Source organism: Lysinibacillus sp. DFXJR4 (genome assembly GCF_057196045.1).
This window is the reverse complement of sequence record NZ_JBXUNW010000001.1, coordinates 355082-372501: the sequence shown is the minus strand read 5'-3', so window position 1 is coordinate 372501 and position 17420 is coordinate 355082. Positions and strand designations below refer to the sequence as shown.

The 17420-nt window shown below is 38.8% G+C and carries 22 protein-coding genes; 9 read left to right on the top strand and 13 right to left on the bottom strand.

The features are described from left to right. Positions 1-37: 37 nt before the first annotated feature. Genes liaF through AC2CGN_RS01770 form a run of 3 tightly spaced genes read left to right on the top strand, consistent with a single transcriptional unit; the run spans position 38 to position 2362 of the window. Positions 38-721 (top strand): cell wall-active antibiotics response protein LiaF, encoded by a 684-nt coding sequence (gene liaF, locus AC2CGN_RS01780; protein ID WP_429984615.1) that lies wholly within the window; start codon positions 38-40, stop codon positions 719-721. Continuing rightward, positions 718-1755 (top strand): sensor histidine kinase, encoded by a 1038-nt coding sequence (locus tag AC2CGN_RS01775; protein ID WP_286927080.1) that lies wholly within the window; start codon positions 718-720, stop codon positions 1753-1755. Before liaF ends, AC2CGN_RS01775 begins: the two co-directional genes overlap by 4 nt. Further along, positions 1730-2362 (top strand): response regulator transcription factor, encoded by a 633-nt coding sequence (locus tag AC2CGN_RS01770; protein ID WP_054772235.1) that lies wholly within the window; start codon positions 1730-1732, stop codon positions 2360-2362. The genes AC2CGN_RS01775 and AC2CGN_RS01770 overlap by 26 nt, the downstream gene beginning before the upstream one ends. 63 nt (positions 2363-2425) lie before the next feature. Here AC2CGN_RS01770 and AC2CGN_RS01765 read toward each other — a convergent pair whose 3' ends face one another. Then, positions 2426-3079, bottom strand: coding sequence for an HAD family hydrolase (locus tag AC2CGN_RS01765; RefSeq protein ID WP_429980783.1), 654 nt, complete (start codon positions 3077-3079; stop codon positions 2426-2428). 130 nt (positions 3080-3209) lie between these two features. Between AC2CGN_RS01765 and AC2CGN_RS01760 the strand changes: the two genes are divergently transcribed. Then, positions 3210-3557: a hypothetical protein gene (locus AC2CGN_RS01760; RefSeq protein WP_054772319.1), complete on the top strand. Its 348-nt coding sequence runs from the start codon at positions 3210-3212 to the stop codon at positions 3555-3557. A 30-nt stretch (positions 3558-3587) separates the two neighbouring features. Here AC2CGN_RS01760 and tkt read toward each other — a convergent pair whose 3' ends face one another. Together tkt and AC2CGN_RS01750 are read right to left on the bottom strand one after the other, a co-directional pair. Continuing rightward, entirely contained in the window at positions 3588-5582 is a 1995-nt protein-coding gene (gene tkt / locus AC2CGN_RS01755) for a transketolase (RefSeq protein WP_484511742.1), read from the bottom strand. A 126-nt stretch (positions 5583-5708) separates the two neighbouring features. After that, positions 5709-5942 (bottom strand): DUF896 domain-containing protein, encoded by a 234-nt coding sequence (locus tag AC2CGN_RS01750; RefSeq protein WP_286927076.1) that lies wholly within the window; start codon positions 5940-5942, stop codon positions 5709-5711. 190 nt (positions 5943-6132) lie between these two features. Here AC2CGN_RS01750 and AC2CGN_RS01745 point away from each other — a divergent pair, with 190 nt between their 5' ends. The 3 genes from AC2CGN_RS01745 (at position 6133) to AC2CGN_RS01735 (ending at position 8008) form a co-directional block, all read left to right on the top strand. Beyond that, positions 6133-6645 (top strand): GNAT family N-acetyltransferase, encoded by a 513-nt coding sequence (locus tag AC2CGN_RS01745; protein WP_484511740.1) that lies wholly within the window; start codon positions 6133-6135, stop codon positions 6643-6645. Between the two features lie 428 nt (positions 6646-7073). Continuing rightward, positions 7074-7415, top strand: a complete 342-nt coding sequence (locus AC2CGN_RS01740) for a hypothetical protein (protein ID WP_484511738.1) — start codon at positions 7074-7076, stop codon at positions 7413-7415. Between the two features lie 185 nt (positions 7416-7600). Then, a complete protein-coding gene (locus AC2CGN_RS01735; RefSeq protein WP_484511736.1) occupies positions 7601-8008 on the top strand; it encodes a hypothetical protein in 408 nt (135 codons plus the stop codon). 179 nt (positions 8009-8187) lie between these two features. On the opposite strand, the gene AC2CGN_RS01730 is transcribed toward AC2CGN_RS01735, so the two are convergent. Both AC2CGN_RS01730 and yneA read right to left on the bottom strand, forming a co-directional pair. Beyond that, positions 8188-8853, bottom strand: coding sequence for a YneB family resolvase-like protein (locus tag AC2CGN_RS01730; protein ID WP_286927069.1), 666 nt, complete (start codon positions 8851-8853; stop codon positions 8188-8190). After that, positions 8850-9164 (bottom strand): cell division suppressor protein YneA, encoded by a 315-nt coding sequence (gene yneA, locus AC2CGN_RS01725; protein ID WP_054772316.1) that lies wholly within the window; start codon positions 9162-9164, stop codon positions 8850-8852. The genes AC2CGN_RS01730 and yneA overlap by 4 nt, the downstream gene beginning before the upstream one ends. 164 nt (positions 9165-9328) lie before the next feature. Between yneA and lexA the strand changes: the two genes are divergently transcribed. Then, positions 9329-9946, top strand: a complete 618-nt coding sequence (gene lexA / locus AC2CGN_RS01720; protein ID WP_283871287.1) for a transcriptional repressor LexA — start codon at positions 9329-9331, stop codon at positions 9944-9946. 118 nt (positions 9947-10064) lie between these two features. After that, positions 10065-10562 carry a DUF4303 domain-containing protein gene (locus AC2CGN_RS01715; RefSeq protein WP_286927068.1) on the top strand — a complete coding sequence of 166 codons (498 nt, stop codon included), beginning with the start codon at positions 10065-10067 and terminating at the stop codon, positions 10560-10562. A gap of 77 nt (positions 10563-10639) precedes the next feature. On the opposite strand, the gene AC2CGN_RS01710 is transcribed toward AC2CGN_RS01715, so the two are convergent. The 8 genes from AC2CGN_RS01710 to AC2CGN_RS01675 all read right to left on the bottom strand — a co-directional run bounded on the left by AC2CGN_RS01710 (position 10640) and on the right by AC2CGN_RS01675 (position 17409). Then, positions 10640-11362, bottom strand: coding sequence for a gamma-glutamyl-gamma-aminobutyrate hydrolase family protein (locus AC2CGN_RS01710; RefSeq protein ID WP_484511732.1), 723 nt, complete (start codon positions 11360-11362; stop codon positions 10640-10642). A 30-nt stretch (positions 11363-11392) separates the two neighbouring features. Continuing rightward, on the bottom strand, positions 11393-12145 hold the full coding sequence (locus AC2CGN_RS01705) for a prepilin peptidase (protein WP_484511730.1): 753 nt from the start codon (positions 12143-12145) through the stop codon (positions 11393-11395). A gap of 57 nt (positions 12146-12202) precedes the next feature. After that, on the bottom strand, positions 12203-12892 hold the full coding sequence (locus tag AC2CGN_RS01700) for a hypothetical protein (RefSeq protein ID WP_484511728.1): 690 nt from the start codon (positions 12890-12892) through the stop codon (positions 12203-12205). After that, positions 12889-13482 (bottom strand): PilN domain-containing protein, encoded by a 594-nt coding sequence (locus AC2CGN_RS01695; RefSeq protein ID WP_286927064.1) that lies wholly within the window; start codon positions 13480-13482, stop codon positions 12889-12891. The genes AC2CGN_RS01700 and AC2CGN_RS01695 overlap by 4 nt, the downstream gene beginning before the upstream one ends. Continuing rightward, entirely contained in the window at positions 13479-14456 is a 978-nt protein-coding gene (gene pilM, locus AC2CGN_RS01690) for a type IV pilus biogenesis protein PilM (RefSeq protein WP_484511726.1), read from the bottom strand. The genes AC2CGN_RS01695 and pilM overlap by 4 nt, the downstream gene beginning before the upstream one ends. A gap of 101 nt (positions 14457-14557) precedes the next feature. Beyond that, complete coding sequence (locus tag AC2CGN_RS01685) at positions 14558-15016, bottom strand: type II secretion system protein (RefSeq protein ID WP_484511724.1); 459 nt, start codon at positions 15014-15016, stop codon at positions 14558-14560. A 144-nt stretch (positions 15017-15160) separates the two neighbouring features. Further along, positions 15161-16366, bottom strand: coding sequence for a type II secretion system F family protein (locus AC2CGN_RS01680; protein WP_484511722.1), 1206 nt, complete (start codon positions 16364-16366; stop codon positions 15161-15163). Further along, on the bottom strand, positions 16363-17409 hold the full coding sequence (locus AC2CGN_RS01675) for a type IV pilus twitching motility protein PilT (protein WP_429990762.1): 1047 nt from the start codon (positions 17407-17409) through the stop codon (positions 16363-16365). The genes AC2CGN_RS01680 and AC2CGN_RS01675 overlap by 4 nt, the downstream gene beginning before the upstream one ends. Between the last annotated feature and the right edge of the window lie 11 nt (positions 17410-17420).

Genomic DNA, 17420 nt, shown 5'->3' with positions numbered 1-17420 from the left:
CTTCTCTCATCAATAACTAGAAAGAAGGGTGACCCTCTTGCAAAATTTCACAACTAATAAGCTTACATTTTGGGTACTATGCTTCTTTTTACTCGTCTTTGTAGAGCTTACAATTTTTAATAATGGCGGCGCCTTTAGTCTATTGATTGGAGCTGGACTTCTTTACTTAAGTTTCTCGAAAAAAATTCGTTTCTTTAAATGGACAGGAATTTTCTTTATTGCCATTGCCCTCTTTACGATGTGGAGCCTGCGCCTGTTTATAGTTATCATACTGCTCTACATGCTTTATCAATATTTACAAAGAGAAAATGAAGCAAAGGTGGTCGGCTCAGAGCTATTTGATAAACTTCCTACTACAAAAAATGAAATATTCGGTACGCTGCCTGCACCTATAGATGCCTATAAATGGCAAGATGTCCAAATTCAAAGACTTGCTGGTGATATTACAATTGATACAACACAAACCATTTTACCTGCTGGCACAAGTCTTATTACAATTCGTCAAGGCATTGGTAAGGTGCAAATTTATATACCTTATGAAGTTCCATTCCGTTTACACTATACAACACTATTTGGCGATATAACTTGCTTAAATATTGGGCCACAACGCCTACTAAATGAAAGTGTATGCTTCTCAGATGGCAATCCTGAAGATGCAAAGCGTACACTTGTTATACATGTTGCAACATGGCTTGGAGACTTGGAGGTGCTACGTAAATGATTGCCTTTATCTCAAGAATCTTTACGCTATTTTTCATTATAACAAGTGCGGCTTTCGGTCTCCTCGTAGCTGTTTGGGGTGAACCAAAGGAGAAAACCTGGGAACCTCTATGGCAGCAACAATACGGCAATATGCCATTAGGTGGAATTATTATTCTCAGCATCTTTGGTATCAGTCTACTAATAGCGGGCTGGATTAGTATGACGGCTCGTGCTAGAGAGGCGCAGGCAACGCGTATTGTCAAACAATTAATTGAACCAGATTTTGTCTTACCTAAAAAGCAGCCATTGCCAAAGCCGCTGAAAAAAGCGATCGCGCAAACAAGCGAATTAATCGATACCCAACGAAAAAGCTTGCAGCGATTATCGAATGAACGTGCAGAAGCTAATGATAAAATCATACAAGAGCGCATTATTGCTGAACGTCAGCGCCTTGCCAGAGAACTACATGATTCTGTTTCACAGCAATTATTTGCAGCCTCTATGCTATTGTCCGCTTTAACGGAGAACGATGAAAATGCCACAAGCTTAAAGCAGGTTGAAAAAATTGTTCAACAGGCACAGCTAGAAATGCGAGCGTTATTACTACATTTACGCCCTGTTGCATTGCATAATAAAACACTTGCCCAAGGTCTAGAGGAGCTCATTATCGAGCTTCAGCAAAAAGTATTTTTTCATATTGAATATGAGCTGGAGGAAATGTCTTTATCGAAAGCAGAAGAGGATCATTTATTCCGTATTGCACAGGAGGCATTATCCAATACGTTACGTCATGCAAAGGCGAGCGAGGTCGAATTAATGCTTGTTGCCCGAGATGATTTAGCCATTTTACGCATTCAGGACAATGGTCTTGGCTTTGATGTTGAAGCGGATAAATCTACTTCCTATGGCCTGCAAAATATTGCCGAACGAGCTGTGGAGATTGGCTGTATGTATAAAATTGTATCAGTGCCTGGGGAAGGTACAATCGTAGAGGTAAAGATTCCACTACAGAAGGAGGTTGAAGTAAATGATTCAAGTGTTAATAGTGGATGACCACGAAATGGTACGGATTGGTGTTTCTGCCTACTTGTCAGCACAGCCGGATATCACAGTTGTAGGTGAAGCTGAGAATGGCAAGGTGGCGGTCGAGCGTGCCCTTGCCCTTCGCCCCGATATTATTTTAATGGACAACGTTATGCCAATTATGACAGGGGCAGAGGCAACGGCTGAAATTTTAACAGCCTGGCCAGAGGCAAAAATAATGATGGTCACAAGCTTTTTAGATGACGACAAGGTCTATCCTGCACTAGAGGCAGGAGCCGTCAGCTATATTTTAAAAACATCCAATGCCAAGCAGATTGCAGACGCTATTCGTAAAACAATGGGGGGCGAAACGGTGTTAGAGCCTGAGGTGACATCTAAAATGATGCATCGTATGCGCCATGGCAATAGCACCCCACTTTATGAGCAATTAACAGATCGTGAGATGGAAGTGCTGCTGTTAATGGCTCAAGGTAAGGCGAATCAAGAAATTGCGGATGACTTATATATTGCCTTAAAAACCGTGAAAACACATGTCAGCAATATTTTAGCAAAGCTTGATGTCCAAGATCGCACACAAGCAGTTGTCTATGCCTTTCAAAATGGTCTGGCAAAATAACACTGTTCAATCAACCCTGTTCACTTTAAAGAAACGAAACTGCATTTTTAGCAATGCAGTTTTTTATTTATTAAAAATCTCCTGAAGCTCTTGGACACTACTCACAATATACGTTGCTTGTGCATGCTGTAGTTCCTCCAATGATCCGAAGCCGTATGTTACGCCAATAGCATCAATTTGATTTTCTTGTGCGCCAGCAATATCGTATTTTCGATCTCCTATCATAATAAAATGCTGACGAGGAACCTCGCTAAAGCTTTCTAAAACAAACGCGATGATCTCACCTTTTGCGGATCGTGTGCCATCTAAATGACTTCCCACCACAAGGTCAAAGAACTGCTCAAGGTTAAAATAGCTTAAAATTTGTTCCGCAAAAATGGTTGGCTTAGACGTAGCCACTGCTAATTGATAGCCTTGCTCCTTCAAATTCGCTAATAAGGAGGTTACTTGTGGATAGAGTTTATTTTCATACATGCCCTTTTTCGAAAATCGTTCACGATAATAAGCAATTGCTTGATGGATTTGTGCCTCATCCATCCCATATTGCTCAGCAAGAGATACATGCAATGGTGGACCAATAAATGTCTCAAGCCTATCCAAATCCTCCTCCATAATCTCCATCTTTTCTAAAGCATACTGAACCGATTTTGTTATACCGATTTTAGGATCAGACAAGGTGCCGTCTAAATCAAATAATATTACTCTATAGTTCTTCATATCTCTACCCCACTTCTTCAAAATCTTCTCTAATTGTACACAGATAAGGAAATAATGGTAATATAAATTTTAAAGAAATTTGAACCTTCTCATTCTATTATCGTTATTACTTAGTATAAGGAGGAATTGTATGGAAACACATTTTACTTATAAACAATTTGTTACAAATCATTCGTTTTCTCTACTCGATCCTATTTTTGAGGTCATATTGCTGTTCGCTATTATCTTGCTGTTGATTGTCTTTATTAAAAATGTACCAACCTGGTTTTGTCTTCTGTTTGCAGGACTTTCTATCCTAATTTCAGGTCAACTGCTTTGGTTTAGTGGTATTATAGCCGATGAGCTCAATATCGGAGGGAGTGCAAAGAGCTTCTTCATATTTATTGCTACTCTATGTATTCATGGCGCAGCTATTTGGATTTCCCTCATAAAATCTTCCAAAGATGAAAAAATACCGCAGCACTCAGAGGGTTTTTAGCCCTACTGAGTATTGCGGTACCTCAAGATATTAAAGAGCTTTTACCTTCTCAACAACATTCTCTACTGTAAATCCATATTTCTCCATTACTAATTCACCTGGTGCTGATGCGCCGAACTTGTCGATAGCAAGAACGTCACCTTCAAAGCCAGTATATTTATGCCAGCCGAATGATGCACCCATTTCAATGGCAAGACGTTTTGTCACAGCTTTTGGTAGAACAGATTCTTTGTAAGCTGCATCTTGCTTTTCAAAGCGATCCATAGACGGCATTGATACAACTGCTACATCCATACCTTCTGCTTTTAATGCTTTTTGTGCTTCCACAGCAAGTGAAACCTCAGAGCCAGTTGCAATTAAAATTGCATCTGCCACGTCTTTTGAAGCTGGAGATACTGTATAAGCACCCTTCGCAACTCCTTCACGTACCGTATCAATAGATGCATTCAATACAGGCAAGTTTTGACGAGATAGCACTAAAACAGTTGGCGTTTTTTCTGATGCTACGGCAAGCTCCCAAGCAACTGCTGATTCATTTGCATCTGCAGGGCGAATAACAGATAGATTTGGCATTGCACGTAATGATGCAAGGTGTTCGATTGGTTCATGTGTTGGACCATCTTCCCCTACTGCAATCGAGTCATGCGTAAATACATACGTTACAGGAAGACCCATTAATGCAGAAAGGCGAACGGCTGGACGAACGTAATCAGAGAAGACGAAGAACGTACCACCAAATACATTTAAACCACCGTGAAGAGCCATACCGTTCATAGCAGCACCCATTGCAAATTCACGAACACCAAACCAAATGTTACGACCAGCATAGTCATCCGCAGAGAAGTCGCCTGCCCCCTTCATCGTTGTTTTATTGGAGCCTGCAAGGTCAGCAGAACCACCAAAGAATGATGGTGTTTTCTTCGCAATGGCATTAATCGCATCACCTGAAGAAGAACGTGTTGCTACAGATTTACCTGCTTCATATACCGGTAACTCAGAAGCAAAGTCCTCTGGTAATTCCCCATTCATTGCTTTTTCAAATTGAGCAGCTAGCTCTGGGAATTCTTGTTTATAGGCTGCAAATTTAGCATTCCAAGCTTCTTCTGGCTGTGTGCCTTGCACTTCAGCGGCGGCATTAAATGTATCGTAAACTTCTGCAGGAATTTGGAATGGTTCATGTGCCCATTCATAGGCTGCTTTCGTTAATACAACCTCATCTGTACCAAGTGGCGCACCGTGCGAATCTGCTTTACCTGATTTATTTGGAGAACCGAAACCAATCACCGTTTTCACTTCAATCAGTGTTGGTTTGCCAGTTGATTTTTTAGCTTTCTCGATAGCTAAGTTAATGGCTTCAACATCTGTGCCATCTGCTACTTTTAAATAGTTCCAGCCATATGATTCGAAACGTTTTTGAACATTTTCTGAGAATGATTTTTCTAAATCACCATCAAGAGAAATATCATTAGAATCGTAAAGTACGATTAATTTTTCAAGTTTTAAGTGACCCGCTAAAGAAATAGCTTCTGCTGCTACACCTTCCATTAAGTCACCATCGCCACAAAGTGCGAATGTATAGTGATCAACAATGTCATGACCTGGTTTATTGTAAGTAGCTGCTAAATGACGCTCAGCCATTGCCATACCTACTGTCATAGCAATACCTTGACCTAGAGGACCTGTTGTAGCCTCTACCCCAACTGTATGACCATATTCAGGATGTCCTGGAGTTAATGAATCCCATTGACGGAAGTTTTGAATTTCCTCCATTGGTAAGCCGTAGCCACCTAGATGAAGTAAACTGTACAGTAGCATCGAGCCATGACCTGCTGAAAGTACAAAACGATCACGGTTAAACCATTTCGGATTAGCTGGATTATGGTGAAGTTGTTTTGTCCAAAGCGTATAAGCCATTGGCGCTGCCCCCATTGGTAAACCTGGGTGACCAGAATTTGCTTTTTCAATTGCATCGATTGACAATGTTCGGATAGCATTAATCGCTAGTTGATCCGCATGTTGAGTCATTTTGTTGTGACATCCTTTCTCGTCCTATATATTGTTCTTCTACAGTTTAGTCAACATTGTCACAGAAAACAATGCTTTTGTTATACTATTTAGCATTTGTAACATACTTTAAAGAAATGTGTCACATTAATTTAGAAATTTATTTTTTTTCGCTTGTTTTACCTTTTCAGGTGTTACATCATTTCCTTCTATATCTACCACTTTTACATTTTCAATGGTATCACGCATAGTTGCTCTAAATGTATCTAAATACTCTTTACGAAGTGCTGTTTGCTCCTTCGCTTCTGCCTCCGATAATGTTCCATTCTTTGCTTTGGCAGAAAGTTCATTGATTCGCTTAATTTTTTCCTTTGATAACATAGTTACACACCTTTCCAGTACATATCTTAATGTATTTGGTATGCAAAGTATAGCATGTATTCCCTTAAAATGCAGTTATACCAACCCTTTTGCTTTAGTAAAAAATACCACAGATTACATGACTTTCAGGAGATAGATGTGTATAACTATAGTAGAGCCTTTAAAAATTTACTTGCATGGAGGAAAATACATGAAGATAGAAACAAATAGATTACTTATTCGAAATTTTAAGGAGGACGATTGGCAGGCAGTCTATGACTATACATCCGATAGCCAGGTGATGAAGTATATTCCTGAAGGTGTTTTTAACGAGGACATGGCTAAGAAATTTGTATTAGACAATAGTGGCGATCAGGCAAAATACTTTCCAGTTACTTTAATAGAAGAGAATTTGATAATTGGTCATATTGTTTTTCATCAATATTTTGGCGACCATACATATGAAATTGGCTGGGTCTTTAATCCGAAATACTACAACAAAGGCTATGCTTCTGAGGCAGCAAAAGCTGTACTACACTATGGGTTCAAGGAAATGAACCTTCATCGAATCATCGCAACGTGCCAGCCAGAGAATATTGCCTCCTATCGAGTAATGGAGAAAATCGGCATGAGACGTGAAGGATATTTTAAAAAATGTATCCCAAATGGTGATGAATGGTGGGATGAATACTATTATGCTGTTTTAGATGAGGAGTGGGTATAGCGAATATTGCTGTTACAATCAAGCAAAGTGAATATTATAGTGACTTCTAACAATTTGCCAATAAGGATAAATACTAAATGCACTAGAAGCCTTTTGAGCCCCCTTAGAGTTAGAATTTTATTATGCAGTTAATTGGCTGGCATACGTTCGGTATTTTACTGGACTCATGCCAGCCAGTTTTTGTTTAATTCGTTCATTGTTTCATTTCTCGAGATATTCATATTTTCTTCTATGAATATTATCGTCAATTATTAGTGCTATTCACTGAACAATATGAAGGCAAAATTGACCTACAAATTTATAAAAATTGAATTATATAATTAATTAACAAATAAATAACTAAATTACCATTTATTTGTTTTATAGGATGTATTATTATATAACTAAGGTTTTGTACAATTCCTAAAAAACAAAAAGGAGCTAGGATTATGAAGAAGATAATCACCATCTTGACAGCATTATTTGCCGTATTTATTGTATTTGGGATTATGGGGAAAGCATCAGCATCTGAGTTAGATCAAGAACTAATGGAGGATTTTTCTTCCACTTTATTCACAGAAAATTCAATTGAAGAACACGAACATGATGCTTTTGTACATGATAGTATAACTGGAGATGGACAAATTACCGTTTTTGCTGTGTGTAACCATGTTGGTACTCTAAAAGAAACAAAATATGTTGGTTTTCATAGCAAATGTGGGGGCCCTTTATACAAGGTATATTGTAAGCCATGTGGTAAATTAGTAAAAACCCTCTGTCTATGTCCTTAACTAGACTCTCATTACGGTAGATGAGAATGTAAGTTTTGGATTGATGTTTTCTAAAAAACAGTTTTTACCAAAAATGATACCATGGATTAAAAATACATGAAGTTTTCATAACTGGTACGGAATATGAGGTGGATTTTATAAACATTAATAATTTCAGTACATTTAATATTTTTACAAACAGCAAAATGAGTAATGATGTAGTTACTGTTCCAATAAAAACTTCTTTATTTGCAACAGTATTTAATGATTCTTTGAAAGAAAAATCATTAGCAATAACTAATCCTAATGATTTGAAGTCTTCATTGGAATTACATCTTTTGGAGGACAAAGTTAATCAAACAGGTGAGCTTGAAGACAAGTATTGCTCGCTATGTGGTTCTATGATTGAAGATGATGGTAGTTGTCCATTATGTATTGTGCCAATATTTATAACTGGTAACAGCAACCAAACATTTCAAAACCAAAATGTTTCGCAAGTAAATAACTCCTATGTCGAGTTTGGAAGTAAAGTACATCACTTTTTAGAAAGTAAAGAAACATCACTAAAATCACATGATATCAATTTAACATTTATGAAAAAAGCACCTATTTAGTTGAATGGGTGCTTTTTTGTGTCATTATCAGGTTCCAATCAATGTCTGTATAATTAACTATACAAAACATTTCAAGAAAATCCATTTAAACTACCTGATAATGTGATAATTGAGAGCTTGTATTAATCATGCTCTTCTCTACCATCAGTGGGATGTTAAAAACTCCCACAGACCTTCCATTATTCACCTATTACCTTTTCCTGATGCTCCCGATACCTTCGATGTACTGTTGCCTTGCTGACATCAAAGCCTAAGCCTCGAAGCGTCATGGCAATTTCCTCGAATGTAAAGCCTTTGTTTCGAAGCTTAATAATTTCCTCAATCGGGACTTCCTTTCGCTCCTGCCCATTTGGATTTCCACGATTCGATAAATTATTTTCAGGTCTATAGCCCTTTTCCACCGCTCGACGCATACCACGCCGTATTTTAGCATTATGGATTCTACGCTGGTATTCCTCTACGATCGCTAATATTTCTAGCAGCATCGTATCCATTTCATTTAATTGTACAGGTCCTGCATCCCGCATGGAGAAAACATCTGTTTCAGTTTTTTGCAATAAATGCAGCACAGCCATTCTGGCATTCCCACGTCCTAAGCGAGTTTCATCCTGGACAAATAATGCATGAATTTTCTTTTCTTTAATGAAATCAAGCATTTCGAGTAAGCCATCTCGCTCCACATCATAGCCACTATGCTGATCTAAAAAAATGCCCTTTATATTGTAGCCCTGCTCCTTGGCATAGCGCGTTAATTCTTCCTGCTGACGCTCAAGCGAGGAACTTTGTGTCTCTTTTTCTGTACTCACGCGGCAATAGATTACAGCCGATTGTTGTTTATTTATCATGGTTCATTTCTCGCAATTTCAATAGAGTTTATGGGATTGGCTTGGTTTCCCACCACTGGAATGACTAATGATTTACCTGCAATAATTTGAACATCTGGTAATTCATTTTCTGTCTTTACTAATTTAATCCAGTCTTCCTTACTCATTTTACCACGGTATTGCTCTGCTAACGACCATAGGCTATCGCCATGCTCGACTTGTATTTCCTTGTAAGTCACCTCACCAGGATCTGTTATGTAAAGGTATCCTGTAAACAGTAAGCAAGCCCCTAATAAAATGGAGATATGCGGATTTTTCTTTAACCAATTCATCATTATAACCTCTTTTCTAGAATGTTTGTTCGGAATGTACGTTCTTATAATAGTGCGAACAAACGTTTTTGTCAAACACTTTTCGAACCTATGTTTGCATAAGTGTTCGCATTCTGCTATACTATCTAATAAGTAGAAATAAAAGAAAAAAGAGGTGAGCAATCATGAAAAAAGTTTCGAAAAGACAAGAAGACATTTTAGCCTTTATTAAAGAAGAAGTACGCGCAAAGGGGTATCCACCATCTGTACGTGAAATTGGCGAAGCAGTTGGACTTGCTTCAAGCTCAACAGTTCATGGACATTTAGCTCGTTTAGAACAAAAGGGCTTTATCCGCCGTGACCCAACAAAGCCTCGTGCCATTGAAATATTGGAGCCAGAAGACTCAATCCAAAAGCAAAGTGTTATTCACGTCCCTCTTGTGGGTAAAGTAACAGCAGGTTCTCCAATTACAGCTATTGAAAATATCGAAGAGTATTTCCCGCTACCAGATACTTATGGGACAAGTGAGGATCAATTATTTATGCTAGAGATTATGGGTGAATCCATGATTGAAGCTGGTATACTTGATGGAGACTTAGTTATTGTAAAGCAAAAATCAACGGCTGATAACGGGGATATTGTCGTGGCAATGACAGAAGAGGATGAAGCAACGGTTAAGCGTTTCTTTAAGGAAAAAAATCATTTCCGCTTACAGCCTGAAAACTCCACAATGGAGCCAATTATTGTCGATCAAGTTTCAATTTTAGGACAAGTTGTAGGCCTTTATCGTCGTGTGCACTAAAAAATATAAAATTTTTGGATGATTTTAAGAGGCTGATATGTTCCCTGATGAGCATATACCTCTTTTTCTTAATTTGAGACATAGAACAAAATACGATCTACATAGGGAGTGCATCCATTTGAAACAAAAAATTAAGCAGGCTGTACAAGAGGCATATACGACAATGTATAGCTCCTTATACGATGAACAAATTTATGCGGCTGTTTTAGTGACAGATGGTGATTGTGGAAGCCTTTATTTAACAATGGGAACCGAAAAATCACTTATTGAAATTGGTCAGAACTATGAGGACGACCCCGAAAACTATCGTTTTTTAAAGGATGAATATTTACATTATGATGAAACGGATATGCTCGAAAAGGTAAGTCGTGAATTATTAGATACAATATTGCATATCGAAGACGAGGAATTTGTTAAACATAAAGAGATGCTTCATCAAGCAATGAGTGATACGATGTATGAATTGAAGCAGGAGGGCATTATCGACGAAAGCATTTTTGTTTTTATTTCGGTGACTGATGATGACCAGGATGAAATATTGGAGCTAACGTCAGCAAAGCGTTGTAATCCAAATCACCCCCTACTCCCTGCATTTATCCGTAATTGGCAGTATTAAATACCTTTACGAAGATTTCGAACAAAATTTTTCGCCATCTTCCTTTATCAAAAAAAGAATCCACTTTACAATGGATTCTATGCCTCTAATTTGAATGTTAGGCTTGCCTTTATAAAAGCAGTAAATATTTTCTTTGACACTTCATCTCCTGCCATCGCCTGCTCTTCTGGATGCCACTGTACCGCCAGACAAAACGGGTGATCTTCATGTACGACTGCTTCTACAATTCCATCACTGGATTTTGCAGCAACCTTTAATTTCTCAGCTAATACGTTGACAGCTTGATGATGAAAGGAATTTACGGCTATTTTCTCTTTCTCGGTGATTCTGTTTAATAATGAATCAGGTGTAACCGTAACATAGTGGGTAGCAACACCCCGAGCTGCCTGCTGCATATGCTTTAATAATTTTTTACTATGATATTCGCTCTCCATATCCTGATAAATATTGCCTCCAAGGGCAACATTTAATATTTGAATGCCACGACATATACCAAAAATCGGCATCTTGCGAATAAAGGCTGCCTCGATTAAAGCAAGCTCTACAGAATCTCTTTCAGGGTGTACCTTCCCTAATTTGGGTGCAGGCTCTGCATCAAAGAGAAATGGATGGACATCACAGCCTCCCGATAGCAATAACCCGTCCGTCAAAGACAAAGTTTGTGCAACATCCTCCTCTATACCAGGTGGAATAATGAGCGGAATGCCCCCAGCTTCGATAATACTATTACTGTAGGCAGCATTTAATCTTGCTGACAAATCATCCTCCAAAAAGGCCGTTATGCCAATTACTGGCTTCACTTTATCCCCTCCAAAATTGTAAGTTATCCCCTACCATAACCCAAGATACCAATTTATCAAGGCATCTCCATAAAAATAGACAACTATAGCCGCAATAGCAATGGATGGGCCAAATGGAATTGGTGTCTTTCTGCCCTGCTGTCTTGCCTTTAACACTATAATGCCAACAACCATCCCGATAACAGCGGCTATAAACAACGTTAAGAGTGCCTTTAATGTGCCCAATACAAGCCCTAGTAAAAAGAATAATTTAATATCTCCCCCACCCATACCACCTTTTGACAGGACAGCTATACAATATAATATGCCAAAGCCAACAATTGCACCCAGCGCACTATCCCACCATGGGGTTAACGGTGAAAGTACACGTCCTATGAAGAGCAATGGTAGGAAAAAGAGCAGGACTTTATCAGGAATAAGCATATAGGCAAAATCTGATATTACGATAATAACAAGTAATGATATCAGCAATATAGCTACAAAAAATTCTATGGTAAAGCTTAGTTTCCAATAGGCAAATGCAAATAAAACCCCTGTAATCAGCTCCATTAAAGGGTAAATCCAAGAAATTTTCTGTCCACAGCTACGGCATTTTCCTCCTAGCCACACATAGGACAATACAGGTACTAAATCAAGGGCTGTTAGCTGCCTTTGACAATTTGTGCAATGTGAGGGTGGTCGCACAATGGATTCCTTGATAGGTACACGTAAGCCCACCACATTAAAAAAAGAGCCAAAAACAAGCCCAAAAATAAATACTGTCACGGTATAAGCCATTTCCATTTTTATGTCCTCCTAAACTAAGAGGCGCCCATACATATGAAGTATGCGCGCCTATCTTTATTCTTGTCCCTCGTAATAGAACGTCGTAATCTGTACAGTAGCCTTAATGATAGTATCCGCCTCTTTGTCCAGCTTTTCTTTCTCACCAGGAAGAGACATTTTAATCGTATCAATTTTCATCACTCGCTCAAGCTTTTCCACTTCCTTTAAAAAGGTAACCATTGAGTCAAATGTTAAGGCCCCAATATCAAAGGTAAAGGTTACTAGCTTTAGCTCTGGTGGAATATTTTCTTGAGCAATCGTAGAAATAGGCGGAGTTTCCGTATTCTCTTGATTTTCCTCATTAACCTTTGCTTCTGCCTCAGCAACTGTATTCGTTTGACCCACGTTGGCATCTGCCACAGGCTCATCATAATTATTAAAGATTAGCGACTCCATGCGCGTACCTGTCACCTCTTCAATTTCCACCATATCTCTCAATACCTGCTCAACCGCTCTTACATTTGGCACTTTTTTTTGCATCTCTAAAGTTTCCTGCATGGGAACCTCGAGCTGCTCATCAAAGGAGGCCAGGGATTGCTCTAAGCTTTTAATCTCAGTTTGCAGACTTTGAATACTAACTTCCTTCGCTTGTACCTCATCCTTCTTTGGCAAAATAACATAATAATAGAGCGCAAATAATAAGGAGGCTATCAACAGGACAAGCAATAGTATGCCTGATTTCTTATTATTTAGTAATCTCGTCATGAGCTTCGTCCCCCTACCAGATACATAAAATCAATTGTAGCTGTAATAGACACAGAGTAACGAGGCATCTGCTTAAATTTTTCCTCAGCAGGTAAGTCCTTGTCCTGCTCTCCTAGCTCAATGTCAAAATTAGTGATAGAGCCAATTTGGGCATCTGTAAAATAAGGACTTGCTAATAAACGCTCGACATATTTAGAAATAGCTGTCATTGTTTCAAAATCTGCCTCAATTGTTACTTGGTTTGTGCCAAATGAATAGCTACGTAAATAGCTTGGGCTTGGTAGCAATGCATTTGTTTCATCAATTAAGGGCGTTACGGGATAAGCAACACTTTGTACATATTGAACAGATTGCTTTAATGAGCCTGTATTTTGACTTTGCTTTGTGGCGATATCATTTCGTAGCTGCTCCTGTCTTTCCACTAATCGTCTCTCTTCTGCTGATAAATCCTTTAATGCTGTCCTAGCATCAAAAAATAGATAGGTCATAAACGCTAAAATAATAAGAATAATTGCTAGAATAATATAAATCAACAATGGCGAGGTTTTCCGCTTCTCTAATTTCGGTAAGAGGTTAATTTCTGGAATCATCCGTGAACCTCCTTCAAGGCTAGTCCAAGCAAGGAGGAAAACGCTCTTGTAAACTGCGGAAACTTCTTCTGTAGCATCTGATCATTTAACTCGGTTAATGGAACACCTAAATTGGCACGTAGAAACTCACTAATGGTAGGTAATAAAGGGTTGTCCCCTAAAATAATGATCTCATCAACAGATTTTTCACCCTTATGTAAAGAAAAACGGAAGAAGTTCATCATACGATCAATTTCTAGCACCTGATCCATAACAATCATCCGATAATCCTCTAACTCGCCATTAAATTGAAAGTTATAGCTATATTCTCCCTGTACCTTGCTTTCCCATTGCTCCATATTGGTATCAATGGATTGATAGCGTAAAAATTCCACATTACCCTGTGAAAATATGCTAATCGACAGCTCGTTAATAGACCATTCTGCAATTAAATAGGTTTTATCCATCTCCAGTAGCTGTAAATGGTGCAATAAACGAATATTACAAAGAGCACGGATATCCGCTGCCTCTGGCTCCAGTGCAATATCGAGGAGCATCGCCACAATTTTATTTACTTCCTCTGAGGGAGCGGCATATAATTGTGCCTTACCATCCAGCGGATCAGCATCATAAACATCAATCAGTGGCTCCTGAAAGGGGAGATGAATCGAGTGCCCAATCTCCATTTCCGCATAGCCTCTAAGCTCCTCTGGCTTCAAGTCATGAGGGACATCAAAGCTTTTCAAAAGAACAGACATATCGGGCACAAACATTCGAGCCAATTGTTTTTTGCCAGCCCATTTCGTTACCTCTTTATTCATCGATTCAAATAAAGCAACCTCATCATGGATAATGCCATTTTCAAGAATGCCATGTGCTAAGGGCAGCTCATAATGCCGCCAACGTGAAGGATCAGACCCTTCCGCCACAATGGCACGAAGAACATAATCCTTCAATTCGAGGGACACATACGATTTTTTCTTTCTCTTCAACATGCGAAAAGACCCCCTTTTTAAGCTAGTACATAGGTGATTTAATTAGTCATCCATTTCCCACCCAGAAATGCCGGTGAGCATTTCTGAGGAGGTTGGGAGGACTATTTAGTAGTCTTTCCTACTGTATAGCTGTCCCCATCAATTTTACTACCTTTTTGTTTATCTATACTAATCGTCTCTAATGTAGTATTGTCGAATTCAATATTAGCTTTAAGAACATTTTTTACAGTAGCCTTTAATTCCCGAGGTACACCACTTGAAACTTTTGCATCACCTGGTATCTTACCTGGATTATCTAAATATCCAGCATCTTTTAAATCTGATATTTTTATACTATTCTTGTCTTCAGGATTATCAGTATAGTACAAATTCGCTGCATTTAATACATTAACCGCATCAGCCTTCACTGCATTATAACGTGAGTTTTCAATAATATTGCCAATCGCAGGAACAGCGATAAAAGCAACTATCGCTAAAATAACGAGAACTGCTAGTAATTCAACAATCGTTAAACCCTTCTGATTTTTCAAAAGCTTTTTGTTCAATAATTTTTTGAACATACTCAATTCCTCCTTAAAAATATTTTTCTATATGAAGTGTGTCGACACGTACTTCCTCCTTAAAGATAGGCCATTCAATACTGCACTAATATAATTGATTAAGTGTTAACCTATCATTCTAGAAAATTAATCAAAATTCTACTACTACATGTTCTCGTACAATTGGAACATCGGTAAGAAAATCGCTGCAACAATAATCCCCACTACCGCTGCCAGCACTAAAATCATTAATGGCTCAACAAGTGATTTTAGCGTATCGACTGAACGATCCACTTCCTCCTCATAAAAGTCTGCTACCTTTTCTAGCATATAATCGAGTGAGCCAGTTCGTTCACCGATAGCGGCCATTTGTGAGACAAGTGGTGGGAACAGCCAGCTTTTTTCAAGTGGCTCGGATAAGGTGCCACCCTTTTCTAAATTATCACGTGCCTCTACAACTACCTTGGCAATAACAGGATTGCCTGCAACCTTTTCAACGATGGTTAAGGCATTTAAGATTGGCACAGAGCTGCTAAACAGTGTAGCTAATGTTCGCGTCATGCGAGCAATAACGCTTTTTTGCATTAATGGACCAAATATAGGCATACGCAAAATGGTAATATTGATTGAATAATGAAAGTCTTTATTTTTTTTATATAAAAGGTTAAAGACAACAACGATAATAACCAAGGCTAGAATCACAAAATACCAGTTAGCGATAAGCCAATCACTGATCCCAACAACAATTACTGTCAGCAATGGCATTTCCAAATCCATATCCTTAAAGGTAGCCATAAAGGTTGGTACAATAAAGACCATTAAAAACAATCCAACACCAATGGTTAAAATAGATAAAATTGCAGGGTATGTAAGCGCCGATGTTATTTTCTTTTTGATGCTATACTGCTTTTCCAAGGTATTGGCAAGTCGGTCTAATGTATCATCAATGCTTCCTGTAGCCTCACCGGCCCGCATCATATTCACAAATAATAATGGAAATGCCTTTGGATGCTTGGCTGCGGCATCTGAAAAGGCTGTACCACTTCGAATATCCTCCTCTACCTCCAGCAAAGCCTTTTTTAACGTTTTATTTTTGGTTTGTGCGGCTAAAATTTGAGTAGCCTCTACAACTGAAATACCAGCACGTATTAATGTGGCATACTGGCGGCAATAGACAACAAAGTCCTGATGCTTTACCTTTCGTGCAATCGCAAGCTCCTTATGTAAAATACTAGTCGATTCCTGTACCTCACGCGCATTAATGCCCTGCTTTCGTAGCTTATCAATCGCAGCCTGTTTATTTGATGCTTCAATAACACCCTTTTTCTGTACGCCTGCTTTTGTGCGCCCATGATAGCGAAATACGGTCAACTATATTCCCCCGCATTCATATACGGTCTAGCATCCTCAAGTGAGATTTTCCCTGTTGTAATTAACTGCTGGATCGATGATTGAAGCGTATGCATCCCTAGTGCCTTACTTGTTTGCATTACACTCGGAATTTGATGTACCTTTTCATTGCGAATTAAATTCGAAATAGACGGTGCCTGCACAAGAATTTCTGTTGCGGCAATACGTCCCTTTACATCCTTGCGAACAAATAATCTTTGTGAAATAATACCCTGCAGTACATTGGCTAGCTGTACGCGTATTTGTGCCTGTTGATGAGGTGGAAAAACATCGATAATACGATCAATTGTCGTTGGTGCACTACTAGTATGTAGTGTCGCCATCACTAAGTGCCCTGTCTCTGCAGCAGTTATTGCTGTAGAGATTGTTTCATAGTCACGCATTTCCCCTACTAAAATAATGTCAGGGTCCTGACGTAATGAAGCTCTTAAACCATTGGCAAAGCTTTGCGTATCAACACCAACCTCACGCTGATTAATAATGGATTTTTTATGAGCGTGTAAGTATTCGATCGGGTCCTCCAGTGTAATAATATGCTTTGCTCTTGTTTCATTGATATAGTCAATCATGGCAGCTAAAGTTGTTGATTTCCCAGAGCCAGTTGGACCTGTTACTAAAAGTAATCCCTGTGGCTTTTCTGCAAGTTGATAGAGCACCTGTGGCATATTTAACGTTTCAATCGAAGGTATTTTTGCCTCGATTAAACGAGCCGCCACTGATACCTCATTGCGCTGATGATAAGCATTCACACGAAAACGACATTTCCCAGGTAGAGAATAGTTAAAATCCGTCTCCCCCTTCTCCTCGAATTCCTGCTGCTTATGAACGGGTAAAATCGTTTTCACCATCTCTAATAAATCGGCACTTTCTAATGGCTCCGTGCCATAGTGCTCAAGCTGACCGTGAATTCGATAAACAGGTGGTACCCCTTTTGTTAAATGTAAATCAGATGCCTTCACTTCAAAGGAACGATGTAATAACTCAATAATTGAATATGCTGTCATTGGGCTCACCT

What these genes read in the sequence shown, in the direction of transcription:
- tkt (WP_484511742.1), bottom strand. Translation starts at nt 5,582, where the DNA reads ATGACTCAACATGCGGATCAACTAGCGATTAATGCTATCCGAACATTG.
- AC2CGN_RS01760 (WP_054772319.1), top strand. Translation starts at nt 3,210, where the DNA reads ATGGAAACACATTTTACTTATAAACAATTTGTTACAAATCATTCGTTT.
- AC2CGN_RS01730 (WP_286927069.1), bottom strand. Translation starts at nt 8,853, where the DNA reads ATGATAAATAAACAACAATCGGCTGTAATCTATTGCCGCGTGAGTACA.
- AC2CGN_RS01740 (WP_484511738.1), top strand. Translation starts at nt 7,074, where the DNA reads ATGAAGAAGATAATCACCATCTTGACAGCATTATTTGCCGTATTTATT.
- yneA (WP_054772316.1), bottom strand. Translation starts at nt 9,164, where the DNA reads ATGAATTGGTTAAAGAAAAATCCGCATATCTCCATTTTATTAGGGGCT.
- AC2CGN_RS01700 (WP_484511728.1), bottom strand. Translation starts at nt 12,892, where the DNA reads ATGACGAGATTACTAAATAATAAGAAATCAGGCATACTATTGCTTGTC.
- AC2CGN_RS01705 (WP_484511730.1), bottom strand. Translation starts at nt 12,145, where the DNA reads ATGGAAATGGCTTATACCGTGACAGTATTTATTTTTGGGCTTGTTTTT.
- AC2CGN_RS01735 (WP_484511736.1), top strand. Translation starts at nt 7,601, where the DNA reads ATGAGTAATGATGTAGTTACTGTTCCAATAAAAACTTCTTTATTTGCA.
- pilM (WP_484511726.1), bottom strand. Translation starts at nt 14,456, where the DNA reads ATGTTGAAGAGAAAGAAAAAATCGTATGTGTCCCTCGAATTGAAGGAT.
- AC2CGN_RS01750 (WP_286927076.1), bottom strand. Translation starts at nt 5,942, where the DNA reads ATGTTATCAAAGGAAAAAATTAAGCGAATCAATGAACTTTCTGCCAAA.
- AC2CGN_RS01685 (WP_484511724.1), bottom strand. Translation starts at nt 15,016, where the DNA reads ATGTTCAAAAAATTATTGAACAAAAAGCTTTTGAAAAATCAGAAGGGT.
- AC2CGN_RS01770 (WP_054772235.1), top strand. Translation starts at nt 1,730, where the DNA reads ATGATTCAAGTGTTAATAGTGGATGACCACGAAATGGTACGGATTGGT.
- lexA (WP_283871287.1), top strand. Translation starts at nt 9,329, where the DNA reads ATGAAAAAAGTTTCGAAAAGACAAGAAGACATTTTAGCCTTTATTAAA.
- AC2CGN_RS01765 (WP_429980783.1), bottom strand. Translation starts at nt 3,079, where the DNA reads ATGAAGAACTATAGAGTAATATTATTTGATTTAGACGGCACCTTGTCT.
- AC2CGN_RS01745 (WP_484511740.1), top strand. Translation starts at nt 6,133, where the DNA reads ATGAAGATAGAAACAAATAGATTACTTATTCGAAATTTTAAGGAGGAC.
- AC2CGN_RS01675 (WP_429990762.1), bottom strand. Translation starts at nt 17,409, where the DNA reads ATGACAGCATATTCAATTATTGAGTTATTACATCGTTCCTTTGAAGTG.
- AC2CGN_RS01775 (WP_286927080.1), top strand. Translation starts at nt 718, where the DNA reads ATGATTGCCTTTATCTCAAGAATCTTTACGCTATTTTTCATTATAACA.
- AC2CGN_RS01695 (WP_286927064.1), bottom strand. Translation starts at nt 13,482, where the DNA reads ATGATTCCAGAAATTAACCTCTTACCGAAATTAGAGAAGCGGAAAACC.